Annotated in this window: 19 protein-coding genes; 11 read left to right on the top strand and 8 right to left on the bottom strand. The window is 43.3% G+C overall.

The features are described from left to right. Window positions 1–105 precede the first annotated feature (105 nt). From ACP7AE_RS00460 to ACP7AE_RS00440, 5 genes are all read left to right on the top strand, one after another. Window positions 106–999, top strand: coding sequence for a 16S rRNA (uracil(1498)-N(3))-methyltransferase (locus ACP7AE_RS00460; RefSeq protein WP_426240975.1), 894 nt, complete (start codon window positions 106–108; stop codon window positions 997–999). A gap of 54 nt (window positions 1,000–1,053) precedes the next feature. Continuing rightward, window positions 1,054–2,766, top strand: coding sequence for a putative bifunctional diguanylate cyclase/phosphodiesterase (locus ACP7AE_RS00455; protein ID WP_426240974.1), 1,713 nt, complete (start codon window positions 1,054–1,056; stop codon window positions 2,764–2,766). A 393-nt stretch (window positions 2,767–3,159) separates the two neighbouring features. After that, window positions 3,160–4,953, top strand: a complete 1,794-nt coding sequence (locus ACP7AE_RS00450; RefSeq protein WP_426240973.1) for an acyl-CoA dehydrogenase C-terminal domain-containing protein — start codon at window positions 3,160–3,162, stop codon at window positions 4,951–4,953. Window positions 4,954–5,271: 318 nt separating this feature from the next. Continuing rightward, complete coding sequence (locus ACP7AE_RS00445) at window positions 5,272–7,056, top strand: acyl-CoA dehydrogenase C-terminal domain-containing protein (RefSeq protein ID WP_426240972.1); 1,785 nt, start codon at window positions 5,272–5,274, stop codon at window positions 7,054–7,056. A 405-nt stretch (window positions 7,057–7,461) separates the two neighbouring features. After that, complete coding sequence (locus tag ACP7AE_RS00440) at window positions 7,462–9,942, top strand: site-specific recombinase (RefSeq protein ID WP_426240971.1); 2,481 nt, start codon at window positions 7,462–7,464, stop codon at window positions 9,940–9,942. A gap of 101 nt (window positions 9,943–10,043) precedes the next feature. Here ACP7AE_RS00440 and ACP7AE_RS00435 read toward each other — a convergent pair whose 3' ends face one another. Together ACP7AE_RS00435 and rsmA are read right to left on the bottom strand one after the other, a co-directional pair. Further along, window positions 10,044–10,886 (bottom strand): symmetrical bis(5'-nucleosyl)-tetraphosphatase, encoded by an 843-nt coding sequence (locus tag ACP7AE_RS00435; RefSeq protein WP_426240970.1) that lies wholly within the window; start codon window positions 10,884–10,886, stop codon window positions 10,044–10,046. 96 nt (window positions 10,887–10,982) lie between these two features. Then, entirely contained in the window at window positions 10,983–11,846 is an 864-nt protein-coding gene (gene rsmA, locus ACP7AE_RS00430) for a 16S rRNA (adenine(1518)-N(6)/adenine(1519)-N(6))-dimethyltransferase RsmA (protein WP_426240969.1), read from the bottom strand. A gap of 465 nt (window positions 11,847–12,311) precedes the next feature. Here rsmA and ACP7AE_RS00425 point away from each other — a divergent pair, with 465 nt between their 5' ends. The 3 genes from ACP7AE_RS00425 to catB all read left to right on the top strand — a co-directional run bounded on the left by ACP7AE_RS00425 (window position 12,312) and on the right by catB (window position 13,765). Continuing rightward, window positions 12,312–12,659 carry a hypothetical protein gene (locus ACP7AE_RS00425; RefSeq protein WP_426240968.1) on the top strand — a complete coding sequence of 116 codons (348 nt, stop codon included), beginning with the start codon at window positions 12,312–12,314 and terminating at the stop codon, window positions 12,657–12,659. Between the two features lie 83 nt (window positions 12,660–12,742). After that, window positions 12,743–13,054: a hypothetical protein gene (locus ACP7AE_RS00420; protein ID WP_426240967.1), complete on the top strand. Its 312-nt coding sequence runs from the start codon at window positions 12,743–12,745 to the stop codon at window positions 13,052–13,054. Between the two features lie 66 nt (window positions 13,055–13,120). Next, a complete protein-coding gene (gene catB / locus ACP7AE_RS00415; RefSeq protein WP_426240966.1) occupies window positions 13,121–13,765 on the top strand; it encodes a type B chloramphenicol O-acetyltransferase in 645 nt (214 codons plus the stop codon). A 198-nt stretch (window positions 13,766–13,963) separates the two neighbouring features. Here the strand turns inward: catB and pdxA are convergent, their stop codons facing one another. Next, complete coding sequence (gene pdxA / locus ACP7AE_RS00410) at window positions 13,964–15,055, bottom strand: 4-hydroxythreonine-4-phosphate dehydrogenase PdxA (RefSeq protein ID WP_426241160.1); 1,092 nt, start codon at window positions 15,053–15,055, stop codon at window positions 13,964–13,966. Between the two features lie 347 nt (window positions 15,056–15,402). On the opposite strand from pdxA, the gene dnaB reads away from it, so the two are divergent. The 3 genes from dnaB (at window position 15,403) to argF (ending at window position 19,184) form a co-directional block, all read left to right on the top strand. Further along, window positions 15,403–16,806, top strand: coding sequence for a replicative DNA helicase (gene dnaB / locus ACP7AE_RS00405; RefSeq protein WP_087815967.1), 1,404 nt, complete (start codon window positions 15,403–15,405; stop codon window positions 16,804–16,806). Between the two features lie 164 nt (window positions 16,807–16,970). After that, on the top strand, window positions 16,971–18,077 hold the full coding sequence (gene alr / locus ACP7AE_RS00400) for an alanine racemase (protein ID WP_426240965.1): 1,107 nt from the start codon (window positions 16,971–16,973) through the stop codon (window positions 18,075–18,077). 189 nt (window positions 18,078–18,266) lie between these two features. Next, window positions 18,267–19,184, top strand: coding sequence for an ornithine carbamoyltransferase (argF, locus tag ACP7AE_RS00395; protein ID WP_193012283.1), 918 nt, complete (start codon window positions 18,267–18,269; stop codon window positions 19,182–19,184). A gap of 132 nt (window positions 19,185–19,316) precedes the next feature. On the opposite strand, the gene rpiA is transcribed toward argF, so the two are convergent. From rpiA to ACP7AE_RS00370, 5 genes are all read right to left on the bottom strand, one after another. Then, the gene (gene rpiA, locus ACP7AE_RS00390) at window positions 19,317–19,976 is read right to left on the bottom strand and encodes a ribose-5-phosphate isomerase RpiA (protein ID WP_314885426.1); all 660 of its coding nucleotides are present in this window, start codon (window positions 19,974–19,976) and stop codon (window positions 19,317–19,319) included. 139 nt (window positions 19,977–20,115) lie between these two features. After that, entirely contained in the window at window positions 20,116–21,426 is a 1,311-nt protein-coding gene (locus ACP7AE_RS00385) for an arsenic transporter (RefSeq protein ID WP_314885425.1), read from the bottom strand. An 81-nt stretch (window positions 21,427–21,507) separates the two neighbouring features. Continuing rightward, complete coding sequence (arsH, locus tag ACP7AE_RS00380) at window positions 21,508–22,254, bottom strand: arsenical resistance protein ArsH (RefSeq protein ID WP_426240964.1); 747 nt, start codon at window positions 22,252–22,254, stop codon at window positions 21,508–21,510. Further along, on the bottom strand, window positions 22,244–22,648 hold the full coding sequence (gene arsC / locus ACP7AE_RS00375) for an arsenate reductase (glutaredoxin) (protein ID WP_426240963.1): 405 nt from the start codon (window positions 22,646–22,648) through the stop codon (window positions 22,244–22,246). Before arsC ends, arsH begins: the two co-directional genes overlap by 11 nt. 125 nt (window positions 22,649–22,773) lie before the next feature. Further along, window positions 22,774–23,148, bottom strand: a complete 375-nt coding sequence (locus tag ACP7AE_RS00370) for an ArsR/SmtB family transcription factor (protein WP_201553783.1) — start codon at window positions 23,146–23,148, stop codon at window positions 22,774–22,776. Window positions 23,149–23,237: the final 89 nt, after the last annotated feature.

The following is a 23,237-nucleotide window of genomic DNA, read 5'->3' as shown; positions in this document are numbered from 1 at the left end:
ATTACACTAATGCAAATTCTACTAAAGATAATCCCTTTACCCTCTCAAACGATATTCTGCTAAGATATTTGAAATATATTATTCAAACAATAGGACTAAGCAACTGTGCGACGTTTTTTTTATGACACCAGCAATGACATCAGTGATGAAAGAGGCTCACTCCATCCTCAACTTAGCACCTTGGCTATTGGAGATAGTGCCGAATTAACAGAGAGTATCGTCCATCATTGGTGCCGTGTATTACGTGCCAATATTGGCGATCAAGGCATATTATTCGATGGCTTTGGCGGCGAGTATCAGGTGCAGCTACAAGCCATCAGCAAAAAACACGCCACTGTGACATTATTAGCACATTTAGATATTGACCGAAGTGCCGCTGTCTTCACTAAGATCGGTCTAGTGATGAGCCGCGGTGAACGCATGGACTATGCGATTCAAAAATCCACCGAGCTTGGTGTCACTGCCATTCAATTGCTAAGTAGCCATCATGGCGAGGTCAATCTAAAGCCTGCCCAAGTAGAAAAAAAACTGGCACATTGGCAGCAAGTTGCCATTGCCGCGTGTGAACAATGCGGTCTTAACCGTCCACCGCTTATTATTGCGCCTGTGTCCATAAATGACTGGTTACAAAAGTCAGTGACTCACTCTTCCGATGCGCAAATGGACGTTCGCCCTCCTACTACCAGCACTATTGTTACCACCCTTAGCCAAGACCCTTATTATCAAATATTACAACAACCAGCAGATTTGCGTCTGCAACTGAGCGTACCAGCTGCAGGACAACCAGCAATGCCTAGGTCGCTACCAACAGTCTTAACGCAACAATCTCCTTATATTGAGCTGCTAATAGGCCCTGAAGGTGGTCTGAGCGTTGATGAATGCCAGCAAGCAGCCAAAGCTGGTTTTGAACCTTGGCAAATTGGCTCAAGAATCTTACGCACCGAGACTGCACCCGTGGTGGCGTTGGCGACTCTGCATGCTTTGAGCTATTATGGGTAAATACCCTATGCGTAATCCTAACTGCTGCTCTATTTCGATATGATGAGTCCAACTATGACTGCTTTCGCCCCTATTCCAATCGCAGACAAGCAGCAACTGCTGGTCGAGTTATGCGAGCAACTTGATGATGCCATATTCATCTTGGATGCCCATTTACGTTATCTATCGATCAATGCCAGTTATGAGATTATCATTGGCTACAGTGAGTCATTTTTGCTTGGCAGACCACTTGGTGTTTATGCAGTAGAATTTTTATCAGATGAAGAAAGGGCCGTTTTAGCAGATATCACTGACCATCTAGACTGTAATGGTTTTTATGAAAACGACTTTTCGATGCTGAACCGTTATGGACAAATACTTGACTGTCACATGACTTATCGCAAAATCTGTGTCAATCATAGAACTTACTATATCGGTATGGTGCGTGATATGTCCGCGGTCGTCAAAGATCAAAAGCAAGTGGCGCATTTGCTCAATTATGATCAATTGACTGGGTTACCAAACCGTAAGGTTTTCTTGAGTCAGACCAGCGACCTATTGTTGGACAGCTATCAGGAAGTCGTAATTGTACGCTTTAATATTGACCGTTATCGCAATCTAGCAAGCTTGCTTGGCCCTGACGGCATCAACACTTTGGTAAAAAACTTTGTCACACGCCTGAAGAACCTCAAGCTCGATAATTTACAGTGTTTTTCCCATTTTGGCGGCGATGATTTTGCGTTATTATTCGAATTTAATGACGCTAATATGGTACGTCATCAGCTAGACAGCTTAATGCAAATGTGTGAACGCCCCTTCTCCTTAGATGAAAACACTGCGACAGACGCTAAGATTTATTGTCATATTTCCGTCGGGGTCAGTTACTTTCCCACTAACGACGATGAAGTGACAGGATTATTGACCAAAGCTGAAAAAGCGCTGCATTATGTCAAGCAGCAAGGCGGTGATGACATTTGCTGGTATGATACGGCCATTGACGAAGCCACTGCGGGTAGCTTGCAGTTAGAGGCGGAACTTAGAGCCGCTACCACTGAAAATCAGTTTGTTCCTTATTATCAACCAAAGTTTGAGCTGGCTACGGGCATCATTATTGGTTTTGAAGCGCTAGTACGTTGGCAACACCCGACTCGTGGACTGCTAAAGCCGATACATTTTATCAATGCCATTATCACTCATAAACTGTCGTTTGAGCTGTTCTCGCATATGGCGGTTCAAATTGCTAAGCAGTTATCGACTTGGCAACAGCAAGGATTTTGTCAACATATCTGTATCAATGCAGATGCCGCCGAATTTAGCCACCCTGAGTTTTCTGAGATGGTGAGCAGTTTACTGGTGCAACACCTTATTTCTGCGCATCAGCTACATATTGAAGTCACCGAGTCATCCTTAATTCAGCGACATGCAAATGTCAAAAAACAGCTTACTCTGCTCAAAGAGCTGGGAATTTGTCTGGCGTTGGATGACTTTGGCACCGGTTATGCCTCTTTGAGTTACTTACAAGAATATCCGTTTGATTTTATTAAAATTGATAAAAGTTTTATATCTAACATCGACACCGATCGTACCCAACATGCCATTGTAAAAGCTATTTTAGACTTGGCGATGGCACTTGATATGCAGGTAGTCGCCGAAGGTATCGAAACCGAACAACAGCGCGATGCGTTGCTAAAAATGGGCTGTCAACAGGGTCAAGGCTATTGGTTTGGCAAACCAGTGCCAGCAGAGGCTGCGACTGAGATGTTGATTCAGCAGTACGCCGCCAAATAAACCCCCTTTAACGAATGTTTATTTATCCAGTATCATTAGTATTTTCATATGGTTATTCGCGTTTCCTCTTAACGCCTAACGTCGATTGTATAACCGATGCAAGATAGGTTCATGACTTATCAGTGCTGTCACCAAACTTGTATAATCCCCTCTGAAAGCCTATCTTTTATAGTGAATTTGTTAGAGCTTATTAAGTTTCAAGCTTACTCTGACCATCGCCATTCTTTTCAATACTATTTTATATAGCCGACAACATCGTCAATCTGCATTATTGCCTAGCATTTATTTGGGCTCGTTAGATTAATATGGGCTGGACTTGTGCACTAAATAACAGTGCAGTCATGTGCCTACCCTTGATGATGATTGGTTATATTCTCAAAAGGACAGGAAGTTATGCAATACAAAGCGCCCTTACGTGACATTCAATTCGTGATGCATGAGTTACTCGACAGCGAAAGCCATTATAAAACCCTGCCAGCATTCCAAGAAGCGGATCGCGAGCTAATGGACAGCCTGTTTGAAATGGCGGCAAGCTTTGCTGAAAATGAGCTATCACCATTGAATCAAAGTGGTGACGCTGAAGGCTGTAAATTTGATAATGGTCAAGTGACCACGCCAAAAGGCTTTAAAGAAGCATACAAAGCGTATTGTGAGCTTGGCTTCCCAGCGTTGTCTGCTGAAGAAGACTTCGGCGGTCAAAACATGCCGTTCTCATTATCGACAGTCATTAATGAAATGGTTGGTACGGCTAACTGGTCATTCTCTATGTACCCTGGTTTATCGCATGGTGCCATTCAAACCATCGAGCATCACGGTACGGATGAGCAAAAAGACATATATTTAGAAAAAATGATCAGCGGTGAATGGTCAGGTACCATGTGCTTGACTGAAGCACATGCAGGTTCTGATCTGGGTATTATCCGCACCAAAGCCGAGCCTAAAGAAGATGGCAGCTATAGCATCACTGGTCAAAAAATCTTCATTTCAGCGGGTGAGCATGACTTAACGGACAATATCATTCACATTGTATTGGCTCGTCTACCAGGCGCGCCTGCTGGCACAAAAGGCATCTCACTGTTTATCGTTCCTAAGGTAACGGTCAACGAAGATGGTAGCCTAGGTGAAAACAATAACGTCGTTTGTGGCTCTATCGAACACAAAATGGGTATCAAAGCCTCAGCCACTTGCGTGATGAACTTTGATGGCGCAACGGGTTATCTGATTGGCCCAGAAAACCGTGGTCTACAGTGCATGTTTACCTTTATGAACGTGGCGCGTATTGGTACTGCCGTTCAAGGTTTAACAGCAGCAGAATATGCGTTCCAAGGCTCATTGACTTATGCCAAAGATCGTCTAGCAATGCGTTCATTATCTGGTGTTAAAGCCCCTGAAAAAGCAGCTGATCCTATCATCGTTCATCCAGCGGTTCGTAACATGCTGTTGACTGAAAAAGCCTTTGCTGAAGGTGGTCGTGCTTTAGTCTATTACCTCTCACATTTTGCCGATACTGTTGCAAAAGGCGAAGGCGATGCGCTTAAATTTGCTGATCAAATGCTGTCACTATTGACACCGATCGCTAAAGCGTTCTTGACTGAAACTGGTCTAGAAGCGGCTAACCATGGCGTACAGGTTTATGGTGGTCATGGCTTTATCAGCGAATGGGGCATGGAGCAAAACGTGCGTGATACGCGCATTGCGTGTCTTTACGAAGGTACCACTGAAATCCAAGCGCTTGATTTATTAGGTCGTAAAGTATTGGGCTCACAAGGCAAACTGCTTGCAAACTTCGTTAAAATCATCCAAACATTCTGTGAAGAAAATAAAGAAAACGATGAGATGGGTCAGTTTATTCGCCCACTTGCCAAGCATCTTAAAGAATGGGGTGATTTGACTGCACGCATCGGCATGCAAGCCACTGAAAACCCAGATGCGGTTGGCGGCGCTGCGGTTGATTACATGTATTTCAGCGGTTATGTGACGCTAGCCTACTTATGGGCACGCATGGCATTAGTGGCACAAACTGAACTTGCTAACGGTACTAGCGAACAAGCCTTCTACGACGCGAAAGTAAAAACCGCGCAGTTCTACTTTGCTAAGCTATTGCCACGTACCACCACTCACGTACAGCGTATCAGCACTGGTGTTGAACCATACATGAGCATGGACGTTGATCAGTTCGCTTTTTAATTAGACGTTAAATACTGCTAATACTGTATTTTTATCGGCAACATACTCAGGTGTGTTGCCGATTTTCTTAGCGCTATTAAAATTAATAACGAGTAGAGTCAACACTTTCAAAAATCTAACCTTTTATAAAGGCTATCCTTATTTTTATAAAGGCTATCCTTTATCAATACTTTTGGTGTACGCACAATTCACGAAGAAACACACCCGTGCGCAAGCTTATTTGCTAAACTTTGATTATTAACCGCTAAGGTTAGACCAAAAGAACAATTGATATCTTTAACAACTTTAATTTTATTTATTTGAACCAAAGGAATGTTTATGGCTGTTTATAATGCCCCTCTGAATGACATGCGCTTTATCTTAAATGATGTATTTAACGCGCCTAAATTTTGGCAAAACAACGAAAACTTAGCTCATGTCGATATGGAAACAGTCGATATGATTTTGGAAGAAATGGCAAAACTGTCAAAGAACATTCTTTTGCCAATCAACCGCAGCGGCGATGAAGAAGGCGCAACCTTTGAAGGTAATGGCGTCGTCACGACTCCTACTGGATTTAAAGAAGCGTATAAACAGTATGCTGAATCAGGCTGGGTTGGCTTAAGCGGTAACGCTGAATACGGTGGTCAAGGTTTCCCAAAAATGGTGACCATGCTGACTGAAGAGATGGTATTCACTGCCAACCAATCGTTTGCCCTCTACCCTAACCTAACCGTTGGCGCAACACTGTGCCTAAACGCAGCGGCTTCTGAAGAACAAAAGCAAACCTACCTAGAAAAAATGTACAACGGCGAGTGGGCGGGCACCATGTGCTTGACAGAGCCACATGCTGGTACTGACTTAGGTATCATCAAAACCAAAGCTATCCCTAATGATGACGGTAGCTATGATATCTCAGGTACCAAAATCTTTATCACTGGCGGCGAGCATGACTTAACCGAAAATATCATTCATTTGGTATTGGCAAAAACCCCTAACGCGCCAGAAGGCTCAAAAGGTATTTCGTTATTTGTTGTGCCAAAATTTTTGGTCAATGCAGATGGCAGCTTAGGCGAGCGTAACACACTAGCAGTCGGCTCTATCGAGCATAAAATGGGTATCAAAGCCTCAGCCACTTGTGTCATGAACTTTGACAGCGCTAAAGGCTGGATGGTTGGTGCCGAAAACACGGGTTTATCATCAATGTTTATTATGATGAACTATGAGCGTGTCACCATGGGTCTGCAAGGCCTTGGTGGTTCTGAGCTTGCTTACCAAAACGCAGCGCTATATGCCAATGACCGTGGTCAAGGTCGTAGCGATACCCAACTGCAAAGTCCAGAAAAACCAGCGGATGCCATCATTCATCATGCCGATGTGCGCCGTATGCTATTAAATGCCAAAGCCAATACCGAAGCCTCACGTTGCTTTGCGATGTACGTGGCTAAAAATCTTGATGAAGAGAAATTTAGCACCGACCCTGAAGCCGCTCAAGCAGCAGCAGCACGCGTTGCGCTACTAACGCCAGTTGCCAAAGCTTTCTTGACCGACAAAGCATTAGAAGCGACCATTGATTGCCAGCAAGTATTTGGCGGTCACGGCTATATCCGCGAATGGGGTATGGAGCAAATCGTTCGTGATACCCGTATTGCCCAGATTTATGAAGGCACCAACGGTATTCAAGCACTTGACTTACTGGGTCGTAAAGTGGCGAAAAATAACGGCAAATACGTTACCCATTTCTTAGGTGAAATTCGTGATTTCGTCAATAACATGCAAGCAGATCATGGTATCAAGCAAGCAACGCTAGATGCTGCTGACACGATTGAAGCATTGACCAACACTGTGCTAAATAATATTGGCGAGCGTAAAAACGAAGTCAATGGCTGTGCCGTTGACTACATGCATGCCTTTGGTTACCTTGCCTACTCGTACATGTTTGCACTAATGGTCGAAGCCGCTAACGGTAAAGAAGGTGATTTTTATACCAATAAAGCCAAGCTTGCCGATTATTTCGTCGGGCGTATTTTGCCACGCATCGATGCTCATGCGCAAATGGTTCAGGCTGGTAGTGATCCAATGATGAACTTTGATCTTAGCTACTTTGATGTACCTGCTAGCTAATTGCTTACTTTTATAATAAAGTAGACCATACCGCACTACGATAAAGGGACAGTCACGCTACTGTCCCTTTTTTTGCCAAAAATATCATCACAGCGATGGTTTCCACAATCGATATAATGAGCGCCACAAAATAACTGCTAACAAAATAATTAACCGCTCAGGCATTGTTACGATTAAAATAACGCAAAGTCACAACATTAAGATTGGTACAAATATCTTTAATGCCGAAACCAATAAGCTCTGAACCAATAATTTCCAAATTAGTGAGCTGTAAATTAGAAACCTAACAATCAATAGTGGTAGATATCGCGACATTGATAACCAATATAATCATTCAAAACACCTATATCTTTGCTCATATTAAATAATAACAATGACTGAAATAACCACCACAAGGGATGCAATGTGTCAGAAATAAAACACATTTTACAACAGATTACAGCCTTAAGTGATGTGCCCGATCCTGCGGTACTTAAGCGCTTAATCGATGAGCTACGAGTGAGTGATAAAGAGCCCACGTTAGCCAATCAAAATATTCAAGAGCTGATTGATATTTTACGTCAACATCCAGAATATGCAGATGGACTGTCAAGTTTCGTTTTAAAACTGATTATTGAATATCGCCAAATTGCTTTATATACCGATACCGGCATCATGTCGGATCAGGGCTTTTTTAATAGTCTACGTCGCCTTATCGGACACCGTTTTTTACCGCTACTGCCACAAGAAGATTCTGTCGTAGAATTGGTCGGTTATTTATTTGACAAACGCTCTGACGAGCGCTGGCTTGCCAATATTAAAAAAGACAAATGGGATGAACTGGTTGAGCTACTCAAAGTCGATGAGCAGCATTTAAACTTAGTTGCGACAGCAAAAAACAGTATTTTGAACGCGATTATCATTTTGTCATACCGTATCAGCGGTATTGGCTTGCATCCAGATTTGATGGAATTTTATCCGCAAATGCTGAATTATTCAGCGTCATTTGTGGCACAAAATCAAGAGGCGGTCTTATACGTCAATCAGTACAGAGAAGCGCATGAGCTTGATACTTTAACGGATATTACGCCCGAAAAAGCGGTAGATCCTGCGCCGTTACTGGTCATGATTGAACAATGCGAAGATATCGTTGCCACCATACGCAAGCGCATTTATAAAACGGGAATCTCTATTCGCCTGACCAACATGATGCTGCGTTTAGACCAAAGCTTGCAGCGTATGCGCATCTTAACTGAACTGGTAGCAGATAATTATGATAAGCGTGATCAGGCGCTCATTGAGTTGATTCAAGCGCTGATTACCACTGCGAGCCGCCGTTATAGTATTGGATACTTAATTGATAATAATACTAAGCTGCTGTCGCGCAAAGTCACTGAAAATGCCAGCCGTGTGGGTGAACATTATATTAGTACCGATAAATCGGGCTACCAAAAAATGTTCAAGAAAGCCTCTATCGGTGGTTTTATTATTGCTTTTATGGCAACGCTTAAGATATTAGCCTATAACCTAGCCCTCGCACCGATGGGACGCGCCTTTGTAAATAGTATGATTTATGGATTGGGTTTTGTTTTTATCCATATCGTTCATGGTACGGTTGCTACCAAACAGCCTGCTATGACGGCGGCGGCAATTGCCTCTACTATATCGGACGGTTCTGGCAAAAAGTCACATCAGTTAAATAAACTATCAGAATTGGTGGTCGATATTTTACGTACCCAGTTTGTGGCGATTATGGGTAATATTATGCTAGCGATACCAGTCGCTCTGATTATCTCTTTTGCATGGCTACAATATACTGGTGCGCCGATGATCAATACCGATAAGGCTGCACACTTACTGCATGATCTTGACCCCTTTCACTCACTGGCATTGCCCCACGCGGCCATTGCTGGCGTCTATTTATTTTTATCGGGTCTTATTGCTGGTTACTACGATAACTTGGCGGTCTATAACCAAATCGGTGCCCGTATTCAGCGCCACAAACTACTTCAATACCTACTACCAAAAGCTTGGTTACAGCGTTTGGGCGGCTTTATAGAAGCCAACCTTGGCGCCATTATGGGCAATTTCTTGTTCGGGGTGTTCTTAGGTAGTACTGCAACAATTGGCTATTTATTTGGCTTACCGATTGATATTCGCCACATTGCGTTTGCCTCGGCGAATTTGGCGCATGGACTGTTTAATATATCTGCCAACCAGTGGGATTGGCAGATTGTGTTTATTTCTATTTTAGGCGTTGCCCTTATCGGCATGGTGAACCTCATGGTCAGCTTTTCGCTCGCCTTATTTGTGGCACTGCGCTCTAAAGAAGTCAAATTCATGGAGTGGAGTCGTTTAACCAAGCAGCTTTTCAGCCATATGCTTACCCATCCTTCAGACTTTTTCTGGCCACGTGATAAGCCAATGAAGTATGCTCGTATCGACAGTCAAGGACACATGATCTTTGACGATACCAGCACTCATAAAGGGGGAGAAACTATTCCCAATAATTATGTCGTGCGCCGTTTGTCTGATGTAAAAATCCTACCTAAATCCAAGCAAAAAAGCATGCAAAATGAACAGGCTATCACAGACATAGATTACGATAATAACATCTCAAATGCTGACACTGACGCTGTGCTAAAAAGTCGGGAAACACACAGCACCACCAATCATATCAGTACCAAAAAAACCATTGAACTCGATGATGGGCTGATAGATGAGGAGCTCAATAGCGTCCCTTATAGTAGTGATATTCAGTATGATAAAGCGCATAACGCCTTTACTGAGGGTAATGAGGCGATTGCCCATCCTGAAAGCGATAACAGCAACCCTGAAAACAAGGCTGCGGGCGATGCTAAAACCTCACTACCTAAACCCAAAAAACCACCAAACCTACCCAGCTAATGGGAAGGTTTTGGTGGTTTAATAAATCGTTTGGATAAGCCAAATAGTTGCGGCATGACCTCATTTTAAAACGGAGATAGAAATGAGTCCATGCCTTAATATTATGTTTCTGGCTGTAAGCAGTGCGCACTTGACCTGATAATTTTTCCATCACTCAAGCGATAAGCCAATAGATCATTACCCCAAACACAGCCGCCGTCAAGTGCGCGCGCATACGGTAAGTCTACCTCACCTTTCAGCGCTGCCCAATGCCCAAATAGTATCTTGCGAGTCCGCGGCACTTGCCATTCAAACCAAGGCAAAAACCCCTCTGGCATACATGCTTCTAACCCTGCTGAAAAGCTAAATTCTAACGTGCCGTCTTGTTTGCACAGCCGCATACGAGTGAAATAATTGGCAATTGCACGCATTTTGGTAAAGCCGCTAATATCTGGATGCCAGTCATCAGCAGTCTTACTATATAAATTCGGCAATACACGATCCAGCTGTTTTAAACTACTTTGCAGTTGTGACTCTAACTGCTGCGCGTAATTTGCGGCCGCCTCAACCGTCCAATGCGGTGGAATGCCAGCATGAACCAAGACCGTCTGCTCATCAGGAAAAGCCAATACTGGCTGATGACGTAACCATTCAAGCAGTTCATCGCAATCATCGGTAGCAAAAATAGGCGCTGTCTGATCCTTTTTTTTAATCTTTGCCGCACCGCGCCAGACAGCGATCAAATTGATATCATGATTGCCGAGTACTGTCGCGGCTGCCCCTTGCTCGCAAAGTGCTTTGACATGACGCAAGGTATTTAACGAGTCTTCACCACGTGCCACCAAGTCCCCTGCAAACCATAGCTTGTCTTGTGCAGGATCAAAATCCAATATTTCAAGTAAATGAAGGTACGCCGCATAGCAACCTTGCAGGTCACCGATGACATACTGATGGCGAAAGCTCATAAATCCTCAGTATTTTTACGTGATAGTTTTATGTGAAAATCTTATATCGTCATTTCCATATAAATGTCTTTGACGACGAATCAGCAGTAACTCGATTCAAACCTCTACTTTACGCGCTTGATTGCTCAAATTCACAAAATCCTTCACACTTAAGACTTCAGGACGTGCTTGTGGGTCGATGCTACACGCTGCAAAATCTTCTTCGCTCAATGTCGGTAGCAACGTTGATTTTTTAAAGATGGCACGTAGCGTCTTACGACGATGGTTAAAGGTTTCACGTACCACAAGCGCGAAATACTCTTCATCCTCTGCGACGACTGGCTTAGTAATATGTGGCGTCAAACGAAAAACCGCACTGGTTACTTTTGGTGGAGGATTAAAAGCACCACGTGGTACGGTCAGTAGATAATCGGTATGGCAGTGATACTGCATAATGACCGACAGGCGACCATAAGTTTTGCTACCGACATCCGCCGTAATACGCTCGACCACTTCTTTTTGCAGCATAAAGTGCATGTCTTGAATCACATCGGCATAACTGAGCAAATGAAATAAGATAGGCGTAGAAATATTATACGGCAGATTACCAACCACACGGAGCTTGCCACGCTCATCGCTATACAGCTCGCGATAGTCGACATGCATGGCATTGTCTTTGATGATCGTAAAGTTTGGATGGCTGTTGGCACCGATACGAATACGCAGGCTATCTGCCAAATCACGATCCAGCTCGACCACAGTCATCGCATCCACTTCTACCAATAATGGCTCAGTCAGTGCGCCCATCCCTGGCCCAATCTCAATCAAATTGTCATCGCGCTCTAAGCGAATGCTCTCAACAATCTCACGGATGACACTGCGATCATGTAAGAAGTTTTGACCAAAGCGCTTACGCGGTTGGTGTTTGGCAGCGCGTAGGCTGTTGGTAATAGACTGAGCATCAAACGAAATTTTGGACATAAAAAAGTCTTAATGAGTAAAAGATAAATGGGCTATAGCGCTATGGCAGCAATATACTGGTTTTATAGGCGCTTTTATTGGCTCGTTTTGTAATACGAATTATACCACAGCTCATAAATTTGCTGTATTTTTGAGACATTTTATCGGTAAACTGCTCATACCTTAGCGCAATCGACATAGTGATTTTTTTAAAATGCTTACTATAATATTGGTTATATATATGGTCCCCTAGTGAGGACTTGAATGCTTAGCTGTACACTATGTAATTCAATGTATTGACCTACTGAAATAGCGATAGTGTACTTTCTGGTGTACAGATATTGAGATTTTTAAATGCCCTAAAGAGTTAATAGGTCACTTTCAATGTATAGCGCTTCTGTCATAGAATGCATGAAATATAGCCAGCTTTTATTTGGCTACAAATAGAGTCGAATAGTTAAAATGATTATAAACAAGGAAATTAAGATGCAAGTAAAAATAGGTTTGTTATTAGCTGCTGTGTTGGCGTCAGGCTCAGGCTTTGCTGCTGATGCTTATAAGGTTTCTACTTCTGTATTTAAAGGTGGTGAGTTAATTGCGTCACCTGTGATGCTAGTAAATGCTGAGGAGATGGCATCAATCGCTATTGACACTGATTTTGAGTATAACCTGACAGTAAGGCCATCTAATGAGGATACGGCTAAAGTCGTTACCGCTGTTAAAGTTGGCAATGATGTTACGGAACATGAAACGACCGTCGTCTATGATAAGGAAGCGACTGTTGATAATGGTAACGACAAACTTACTTTATTGGTTCATAAAATTACCAGCTAATAAGCAAAATATCAAACGAGTAGCAGTTGCTCGTGCTATAAAAATCAGTTAAATCAACTCACAAACTTAATGACGGTTTAGTAATGAAATTTAATCACATTGGTATTCCAACGCAAGATAATTTTGAAGGTGAAATTGATTTGCCTCACCTAAAAATGACTGTTTCAGACCACGAAAACAATCCTTATGGCATTCAATGGCAACGCTACTGGCAGGGATCGCCTTATCCTGATTTGGTGAAAACCATACCTCATGTAGCGTTTGTAGTAGATGACCTAAATAAAGAATTAGAAGGTAAAAAAGTAATTATTAAGCCTAATTCACCAAGTGAGGGGCTAATAGTGGCTTTTATCGAAGTAAATGGCGCACCTATCGAACTTATGCAATATTTATGAGCGGATACAAGTTTGTCAGAGTTAGGCGGGTGACTGAAGTGAAAGCATTAAAAAGGTGTTGATAGAATGAGTAATTACTTTGAAAGTCCCTTTAAAGGCAAAGCCCTTAAAGAACAAGTCACTAATCCTAATATTATCGTGGGTGAGCACAGCTACTATTCAGGATACTATCATGGACATAGTTTTGATGATTGTGCCCGATACTTAGCACCAGATCGAACGGACGTAGACAAATTAATTATTGGGCGTTATTGCTCCATAGGTTCAGGTGCAGTATTTATGATGGCAGGAAATCAAGGTCACAAAAATTCTTGGATAAGCACTTTTCCATTCTTTTATCAAAGCGAAGATCAGTTTTTCGGAGCGAAGGATGGGTTTGAGCGTTCAGGAGATACCGTTATTGGTAATGATGTTTGGATTGGTACAGAAGCCATGATTATGAGTGGAGTTACTGTTGGTGATGGGGCTGTTATTGCTAGTCGTGCTGTCGTTACTAAAGATGTCGAGCCGTATTCAATTGTAGGTTCGAACCCAGCTAAACATATCCGCTATCGTTTTACAGAAATTGAAATAGCGCAGTTGTTAGAGATGCAGTGGTGGCTATGGAGTAAAGACCAATTAAAGTCAGCTATGGAGCTATTATGCTCTTCACAAATCAGTGCTCTTTATGATTACTGGAAAGGCCTACCAAAAGATGACTATTTAAAATAGTTCACTGCGGTAGTTATTTAAAAAGTATACCCCAAGGGAACCAGCTATTTCAGCCCTCTAAACCTATTAATAGACCACTTATAACAGACTGCTATGGTGGAACCACTTATATTAGACCGTGTTTAATGACTCATAAATAGCCATCATTCACACCAAAGTTAGCCAATACTGCGTGATAAATGTCGCTAAGACACCGACTTATGCAAGCGGTCTATTAATAAGCGATTTATCCGCCATCTCATTAGCCATCAGTAGTGCTTGGTATAAGCTAGTCGCACTTGCGCCGCCGCGTCCAGCTAAATCAAGCGCAGTCCCATGATCAACCGAGGTACGGATATACGGCAGTCCTAAGGTAAGATTGACCGTATCACCAAAACCATGTGATTTCAGCACCGGCAACCCTTGGTCATGATACATCGCAATCACCGCATCACAGTTGACTAGATGTCTGGATGTAAATAACGTATCCGCTGGCATCGCCTCTGATATATCGACGCCTACATCGATGAACTCTTGCAACACTGGATTGATAATCTCAATCTCCTCCATACCCAGATGTCCGCCTTCACCTGCATGCGGATTGAGACCGCAGACCAATATACGCGGCTGGGTTAAGCCAAATTTTGCTTTCATCTCATCGACGACAATTTGTACCGTTTGGCGTACATTGTCAGACGTGATTGCAGCAGGGATATCTTTTAGTGGTAAATGAGTGGTGACAAGCGCCACTTTCATGGCTTGATTGGCGAGCATCATAACCACTTTATCACAGCCACTTTGCTGCATAAAAAACTCTGTATGACCACTAAACATCGTGCCATCTAATAGCTTAATATCAGCTTCTATCAATGCGGACTTTTGCAATGGTCCAGTGACGATAGCGGCCACTATTTTGTTGGTTGCCAACTGATGGGCAATGTCTAACTGCTTAACGACCATTGCCGAATTGCGCGTGTTAATTTTTCCGCAGACAACTAGCTCAGCACAAGATATATTAAGCAGAATAAAAGAACTATCCACGTCAGTATCTGGCTGCAACATCTGCTCTACAACGTTAAAATTAAAGTCATCGGCATCGATATCAATAGTTTGCCAGATGGGAGGGTTTTTCAATACATCAGCTGCAACCAACTCATCTGCGCGCTTTGTCATAGCAGTGTTATCGGCAGTGACCCAAATTGGGCGTTCAAAATCTTGCAATTTACCCTCAGCCGCTAATAGCAGCACGATATCCATTCCAATACCAGCAGGCTCACCAGTTGTGATTAATAATGGCAATTTTTTTTGTATATCTTGCATCGTAACTACGCCTTTATATTTATATTGAGTCGTGAATTTTATTGTATTTTTTATGGGAAAAATAAGTACTGACACTTATATTGTATAGATGATTTTTTACTTATTACAACCGTCATCTAGAATAGATAGTTGTCTATCGGTGCCGAAAAAAGCCTATTATGTGTTAAACTTTCGCTTTTCATTATAGCATTTACCAGTCAACACCGAGCTCAGGTTTTGGTACTTCAATTATAGTGGCACGTGGCGTTTTATTTGCTGTATCAGCACCCAATGAAACCCTGATATCACATACCCATTTATACCCTCTTTTATATCGACTTTTGACACATTAGGCAATCATGGCAGACAACGAAAAAACCGACGACTTACTCAATCAGACACCGCCGCACAATATCGACATTGAAAAGGCATTGCTCGCGTCCTTAATGAGTATCGAAGAGGCGTACGACAAGATTGCTGATATCGTTACCAAAGATGATTTTTATGCAGGGCGACATCAGTACATTTTTGATGCTATTGCTCATTTAGCGGCAGTCAACGAACCCTATGATACGGTCATGGTACACGACTGGCTAGAAGCACAAAAACTCCTTAAAAGTGCAGGCGGCGATAGCTACTTGGCAGATATTTTGAGCCAAAGCCCTGCGACCTTGTTTAACCTGACCGCCTATGCTCAGCGCGTCCGTGAACTATCTACTCTACGCCAACTGATTACGACTGGCAATGAGATGCTCACGCTCGCCTATAATCCTAAAGACCAGAGCGTCAGTGATATTTTAGACAGTGTTGAGGGTAAGATATTTAGCATCAATGAGCAGCATAACAAACGCGCTGAACAGCGTGGACCTGTGGGCATTACTGCTGTTTTGACCAACGTTATTGATAAGATTCAAGAGCTAAAATCCAATCCCGATGGCATGATTGGTTTACAGACGCCGTTTGCTGAGTTGAATAATAAAACCCAAGGCTTGCAGGCAGGTGACTTAATCATCGTGGCTGCCCGTCCTTCTATGGGTAAAACCACCTTTGCCATGAACTTGGCAGAAGGGATTTTATTTAACGAAGATCTGCCTGTTGTGGTGTTTTCGATGGAGATGCCTGCTGAGTCTATCGTCATGCGTTTGCTGTCCTCATGGGGCGCGATTAATCAGACGCATCTGCGTTCTGGGCAAATGAATGAAGATGAATGGGCAAAAATGATGAACGCCATTCAACACTTGCAATCTAAACATCTCTATATTGATGATAGTACTGCTTTGCCACCGTCTGAGATGCGTTCACGCTGCCGCCGTATCGCCAAAAATCATGATGGCAAGCTTGGCGCTATCGTCGTCGATTATCTCCAGTTGATGAAAGTGCCAAACCTAGATGGCAACCGTGTTGGGGAAATCTCTGAGATTTCACGGAGTCTCAAGGCGCTAGCACGTGAGCTTGAATGCCCTGTTATCGCTTTGTCGCAGCTTAACCGTAGTCTAGAAAACCGCCCTAACAAGCGCCCTATCATGTCAGATTTGCGTGAATCGGGTGCGATTGAGCAGGATGCCGATTTGATTATGTTCATCTATCGTGATGAGGTTTATAATGAGAATACAGACCACAAAGGCGTGGCTGAAATCATTATTGGTAAGCAGCGTAACGGCCCTATCGGCACCATACGTTTGGGCTTTGAAGGGCAATTTACCCGCTTTATTAACCTAACGCCAGAATACTATCAAAACGTCAGTTTCGAAAACGACGAATGATTAATCTTATAAAACTTAAGCCTAATAAAAATCATCCTGATAAAGACTGAAGCTTAATCATAAGCGAACAAATAGTTTTTAATAAAATAGCCAGTGCTGCATCAGCCCAATTGATGCAGTACTGGCTTTATAATTTCATAATTCTACTTATAAAGAAGCCAATTATGCGTACTATCACAATCAAACCACAAGCCATTACTCACAACTTAAACCAAGTTAAGAAAATGGCAGCAAACTCTAAAGTCCTAGCCATGGTCAAGTCCAACGCTTACGGACATGGTGTGGCAGCGGTATTGCCTGCATTGCAACAAGCAGACGGTGTTGGTGTTGCAACCTTGACTGAGGCGCTAGAAGCTCGGCAGTTAGGCTGGGACAAAACGATTGGTTTGATTGAAGGGGCATTTACCGCTGATGAGTGGCAGCAAGCCATTGAGCATGATATTAGCTGCGTGATTCACCATGTGCCGCAATTGCAGTGGGCACTCGACAATATCCCACCAGCCAATAGTGCGACCAGAGTGGTTTGGCTTAAATATAATACTGGTATGAACCGTCTAGGCTTCAACGCTGAAGATATTATGGCAGCGGCTAAGCGCCTGCATGAAGCGGGATATCAGCTGATACTAGCCACGCATTTTGCTAATGCCGATGACAGCACTCATCCATTAAATGCGATGCAGATACAGCGTTTTTCAGATGTATTAAGCACTTTGCAAGAGACTGTTAGCAACGATATCAAAGGCTCATTATGCAATTCAGCTGGTATCGTTAATTTTCCAGAGCATCATTATGATTGGGTACGTCCCGGCATTATTTTATATGGTAGCGCCCCTGTCATTGATAAAAGCGCGCATGAGTTAGACTTACAGCCAGCGATGGATTTCAGCGCACAAATTATCGCTCTGCAAACAGTTCAGGCAGACAATGCTATTGGTTATGGCAGTCGTTGGACAGCGCAGAAAGACACTAGAACAGCGCTGGTGAGTGTCGGCTACGGCGATGGTTACCCTCGTGTCATCAGCGATGAAGCCTATGTCACTGTTATAGATACTACCAACGATCAAAGCTACCGGTGCGCAGTCATTGGACGCGTGGCAATGGATATGATTGTCATTGATGTCAGTACCGCACCAGAAGACGTTGCGTTAGACAGCAAAGTAATACTGTGGGGCGATGCCCCGCACGTCGATGAAGTCGCCGCGCATGCTGGTACGATTAGCTATGAGCTACTATGCCGCCTAAGCATTCGCCCAAATCGCATACAAGTATAATTATGCTGACCTTATCACTATTCATGTAATGGCTGTTTGCCAGACTTATAAATCACGGCAAATTGGACATTTACATTAAGCCTAATTGCGCTATACTAAAAGTTTGTTGTCACCCCAGCATACGCACTGACGCGATGCTATTAAAGACTGATGACGTTTCACTGACTGCGATCGACTGCTAGGATTACTATGAGTTTGCGCCATTTTTTGACCTTATCTGATTTAACCAAACAAGAATTAGAAAACCTTATAAAACGCGCCAGCGAATTGCGCAAGATGCAACACGCAGGCGAGATATATCAGCCGTTTGTTGGTCGTACGCTTGGCATGATATTTGAAAAATCCTCAACCCGTACGCGCATCTCATTTGAGACGGGTATGGGTCAGTTTGGTGGTAGTGCTATCTTTTTGTCGCCAAATGATACCCAGCTTGGGCGTGGTGAGCCGCTAGAAGACTCCGCTCGTGTCATATCGAGCATGGTCGATATCATCATGATTCGTACCTTTGGTCACGAAAAAGTTGAGACCTTTGCTGAATACTCAAGTGTGCCTATTATCAATGCTTTAACTGACGAATTTCATCCTTGCCAGCTACTGGCTGATATGCAAACCTATTATGAGCACCGCGGTAGTATCGAAAATAAAATCGTCACTTGGGTTGGTGATGGCAATAATATGTGTGCATCCTATATGCAAGCAGCCCATCAGTTTGGCTTTGAGCTACGCGTCGCTGCGCCTTATGGGTTTGAGCCTGACCCTGAGCTGATGAAACGCTTCTCGCATTGCGTCAGTATTGTCGAAAACGTACAAGAAGCCGCGAAAGATTCAAACTTAATTGTCACCGATGTATGGGCAAGTATGGGACAAGAGTCTGAACAAAACACTCGTGCGCGCCGTTTTGCCGCTTATCAAGTAACGCCATCGCTATTGGACAAAGCCGATCCTGAAGTGGTATTTATGCACTGTCTGCCCGCGCATCGTGGTGAGGAGATCTCTCATGATATGCTTGACGATCCACGCTCAGTGGTATGGGATGAAGCTGAAAATCGCTTACATGCGCAAAAAGCCTTGATGGAATTCTTATTACAAGACAAAATCAAACTTTAAACAATATAGCCATAACCTATTTATGGAAGAGTAAGTACGAAAAAGGCAGACCACATTTAGTATGGTCTGCCTTTTTAGTTTCTGATTAATAACAAGCCATTGCTTAACCGATTTTTAACGAGTAAGCATTTTTTAACGAATAAGTGTCGTCACACCATTACTACCGGCTTTTAACAACACATCAGCTTGATTAGCTGCAAATATACCATTACACACGACACCCACAATATTATTCAGCTCTTTTTCAAGCTCTATTGGATTACTCACATCCAAATCATAAGTATCTAAGATAACATTACCATAATCAGTCACAAAATCTTCGCGGTAAACTGGCTCACCGCCCATACGGGCTAATTGCCGTGCGACATAAGAACGTGCTTGCGGCAGCACCTCAATAGGAACAGGGAACTCACGTCCAAGTATCTCGACGCTTTTGCTCTCATCAACCATACATATAAATTTGTTAGAAGCCGCTGCTACGATTTTTTCACGAGTGAGCGCGCCGCCGCCGCCTTTTATCAATTGCAAATGCTCATTGACCTCATCTGCCCCATCGATATAAATATCAAGCGTACCAGCAAAGTTCAAATCAACTATTTCAATACCAAGGGCACGAAGTTTGTCTTCAGTGACCTGTGAGCTAGCCACCGCGCCAGCAAGCTTTACAGTTGGCAATAATTCAATCAAACAGTTGACCGTACTGCCTGTGCCTACTCCAAGTATCATGTCATCTTCGATATAACTTAGAGCCGCTTTGGCTGCGGCTTGCTTTTGTGCTTGCTGATCACTCATCATAAATCCTTGGCAAAATAAACGTATCGCTTTAAAAAAAGTAAATGATAAAAAGGTAAAATGCGCCGCCATTATACCCGATGAGTTTAATGAATGTCTTGCGATTAGCGTGGCTATTACGCTGACATTGATTCAAATTTTAAAATGAAGACAGATAAGGCAACCAAACAACCAAAGCCAGTAGCGTGACCAATAGTACGGGCGGGGTAATGAGCAGTCCAATCTTCATATACTGCCCCCAACTGATTTTATAGTCTTTTTCTGCCAATACATGGAGCCACAATAAAGTCGCCAAACTACCGATAGGTGTGAATTTTGGCCCCAAATCATTACCAATCACGTTGGCATAAATCATAAGCTCACGAGTAGCAGCAGGTACTTGCGCACTATCGATAGCCAGTGCACCTACCAAAGTAGACGGCATATTATTCATGACAGAGGCTACAATAGCAGAGAGGAATCCAGTTCCTACTGTTGCGATGACCGTACCCTGCTGCCCCAACCAATTCAATACTTGAGCACCATAGGCAGTCAATCCTGCATTGCCCAAACCATAAACCACCAAGTACATACCAATTGAAAACAGTACAATTTGCCAAGGCGCTTGACGCAGGATATCAGATACAGAAACAACGGCATCACGACCCCCTTGCCACCAGCGACCTGCGATAGCCATTAACAGTAACGCCGCCACTCCTGTCACCAAGGAGATAGCAACGCCCAATGACTCAGTCGTAAAGTAGGCAATAAGTAGCAACGCGAGCAGTGGAAAGGCCGCCTTAAAGACCAGCGGATCTTCAATCGCAGACTCGGGTGCACTCAAATCAGCAATGGAGTAGTGTTTTGGAATGTGCCGCGCATAGACCACCCATAATACGGCGAGCGTCGCCAATACAGAAACAATATTGACCGGTATCATCACTGCTGCATAACGACCAAATCCAATGTCAAAATAATTGGCACTAACAATATTGACCAGATTAGAAGTGACTAACGGCAGACTTGCGGTATCAGCAATGAAGCCAGTCGCAATGATAAATGCCAAAGCGGATGGTGGTGAGAATTTGAGACGTAGTAAGATAGCGATGACAATCGGTGTCAGTAGCAATGCTGCCCCATCATTGGCAAAAAACGCCGAGATAAACGCGCCTAAAATCACAATCATGGGAAATAGCAAACGTCCTTGCCCATTGCCAAGCCTAGCCACATGCAGTGCTGCCCAGCCAAAAAATCCGGCTTTATCTAAGATAAGCGAGATGATGATAAGCGCCACAAAGGTAAAAGTCGCATCCCAAACGATGTCCCACACAATGCCAATATCGGAGAGCCTTACCACGCCAAAAGCCAAGGCAATCAACGCACCGCCCATTGCACTCCAGCCAATACCCAGTCCTTTGGGCTGCCATATCACTAAAACCAAAGTCACGATAAATATAATCAATGCGATCATTGAGTAACCTTTTTAGGCTTAATTATTATAAGAACAATTATGTAAGAGCAAGTATTAGAAAATGAATGATGAGAGGATACATTAGAGTGATTTTTGGTTGACGCGATGCGACAGCTCCTCTGCGCTTTCTACTCGTTCAGAGTAACGGTCAGTCAGATAGGCTGAGCGTCCACGAGTCAGCCAAGTGAATTTCACCAACTCCTCACAAACATCCACGAGACGCAAATATAAAGGAGACTTATCCATACGATCATCGTCATTAAATTCTAAAAAAGCTTTAGGAATAGAGGACTGATTGGGTATGGTAATCATCCGCATCCAACGACCCAGAATGCGCAATTGGTTGACCGTATTGAAGCTTTGGCTACCACCACTGACTTGCATCACTGCCAAAGTTTTGCCTTGGGTTGGACGTACACCACCTAATGATAATGGAATCCAGTCAATTTGTGCTTTCATAATACTGGTCATACTGCCATGACGCTCTGGACTCACCCACAGCATACCTTCTGACCACTGCGCCAACTCTCGCAGCTCTTGTACTTTTGGATGATCGGCATCAGCAGCATCAGGCAATGGTAACCCCGTCGGATCAAAAGTTCGAACCTCACAACCATACCAACGCAATAGACGGCTCGCTTCTTCACTGGCCAGTTTAGAGAATGAGCGCTGGCGCAGAGAGCCATATAGCACCAATATTCTTGGCGCATGGCGCGGGTCATGTGTACCAATTAAAGACTCAATATCGATAGGCTGTATACTGTCTGCATCAATATTGGGCAAATCACCCAAATCGACTACATCTAAATCTGCTGTGTTATTTGCCATGATAAACCACTTCCCCATCTTCTTTAGTGAAGCTACTGACAGGATTCTCTAGTAATGCAAACACGCGTTCTGATGGGCGGCATAATGCCGCGCCTTTAGTGGTGACCACGATAGGACGATTGATTAAAATAGGATGGGCAATCATCGCATCAATGATTTGATCGTCAGACAGTTCAGAATTGTCTAATCCTAGCTCATCATTGACAGGCTCTTTGCTTCGTAACAGCTCTCTTGGTGAAAGGTTTATCTTTGCCAACAGCTCAACTAAATAATCACGGCTTGGCGGGGTTTTAAGATATTCAATCACTTCTGGATTTTCGCCTGATGCTTTCATGATGGCCAATGTATTGCGAGACGTACCGCATTTTGGATTGTGAAAAATTAGTGATGTCATAGTAATTTTACCTATATTTATGAATATGCTCAGGGTATGTCCTCAATCTTAAAAAAATTGACTAAATGAGCTAAAAATGAGGATACGCCCTAGTAGTAAAGAGGTTTGTTAAATCAGTTATGGGCTTACTGATGGTTTGAAAGACTGTCTGCATCAGCAGGTTTAGCACGCTCACATCCGCTCAGACTGTCCATAAGAGATGCACACAGTTCTGGATGTCCCGCACAACAATCTTGCAATAGAAACTGAATAACCTCCTCCATATGTGACAGTGAGGCGCGATAAATTATCTGCCGACTGTGCCGTTGAGACACCACCCACCCTGCACGAGCCAGCACTGATAAATGTGCTGACATCGTATTGTGCGGCACAGACAGTTGACGAGCAATTTCACCTGCTGGCAGACCAACGGGCTCTTGGCTGACAAGCAACCTAAAGGCCTTGAGACGAGTATCTTGAGAGAGCGCAGCAAAGCTTGCGATAGCATTTATTATTTCCATATGTCCAATAATACAGACATATGGAAATAATTCAATATTTTATTTAAAAAATATTGAGATAAAACCACCCTATCTTTCATCAAAAATTG

Origin of the sequence: Psychrobacter sp. TWP2-1-2 (assembly GCF_049896785.1) — a bacterium.
Classification (GTDB): domain Bacteria; phylum Pseudomonadota; class Gammaproteobacteria; order Pseudomonadales; family Moraxellaceae; genus Psychrobacter.
The sequence above is the reverse complement of the archived record's forward strand: the minus strand, read 5'-3'. Positions and strand labels throughout refer to the sequence as shown.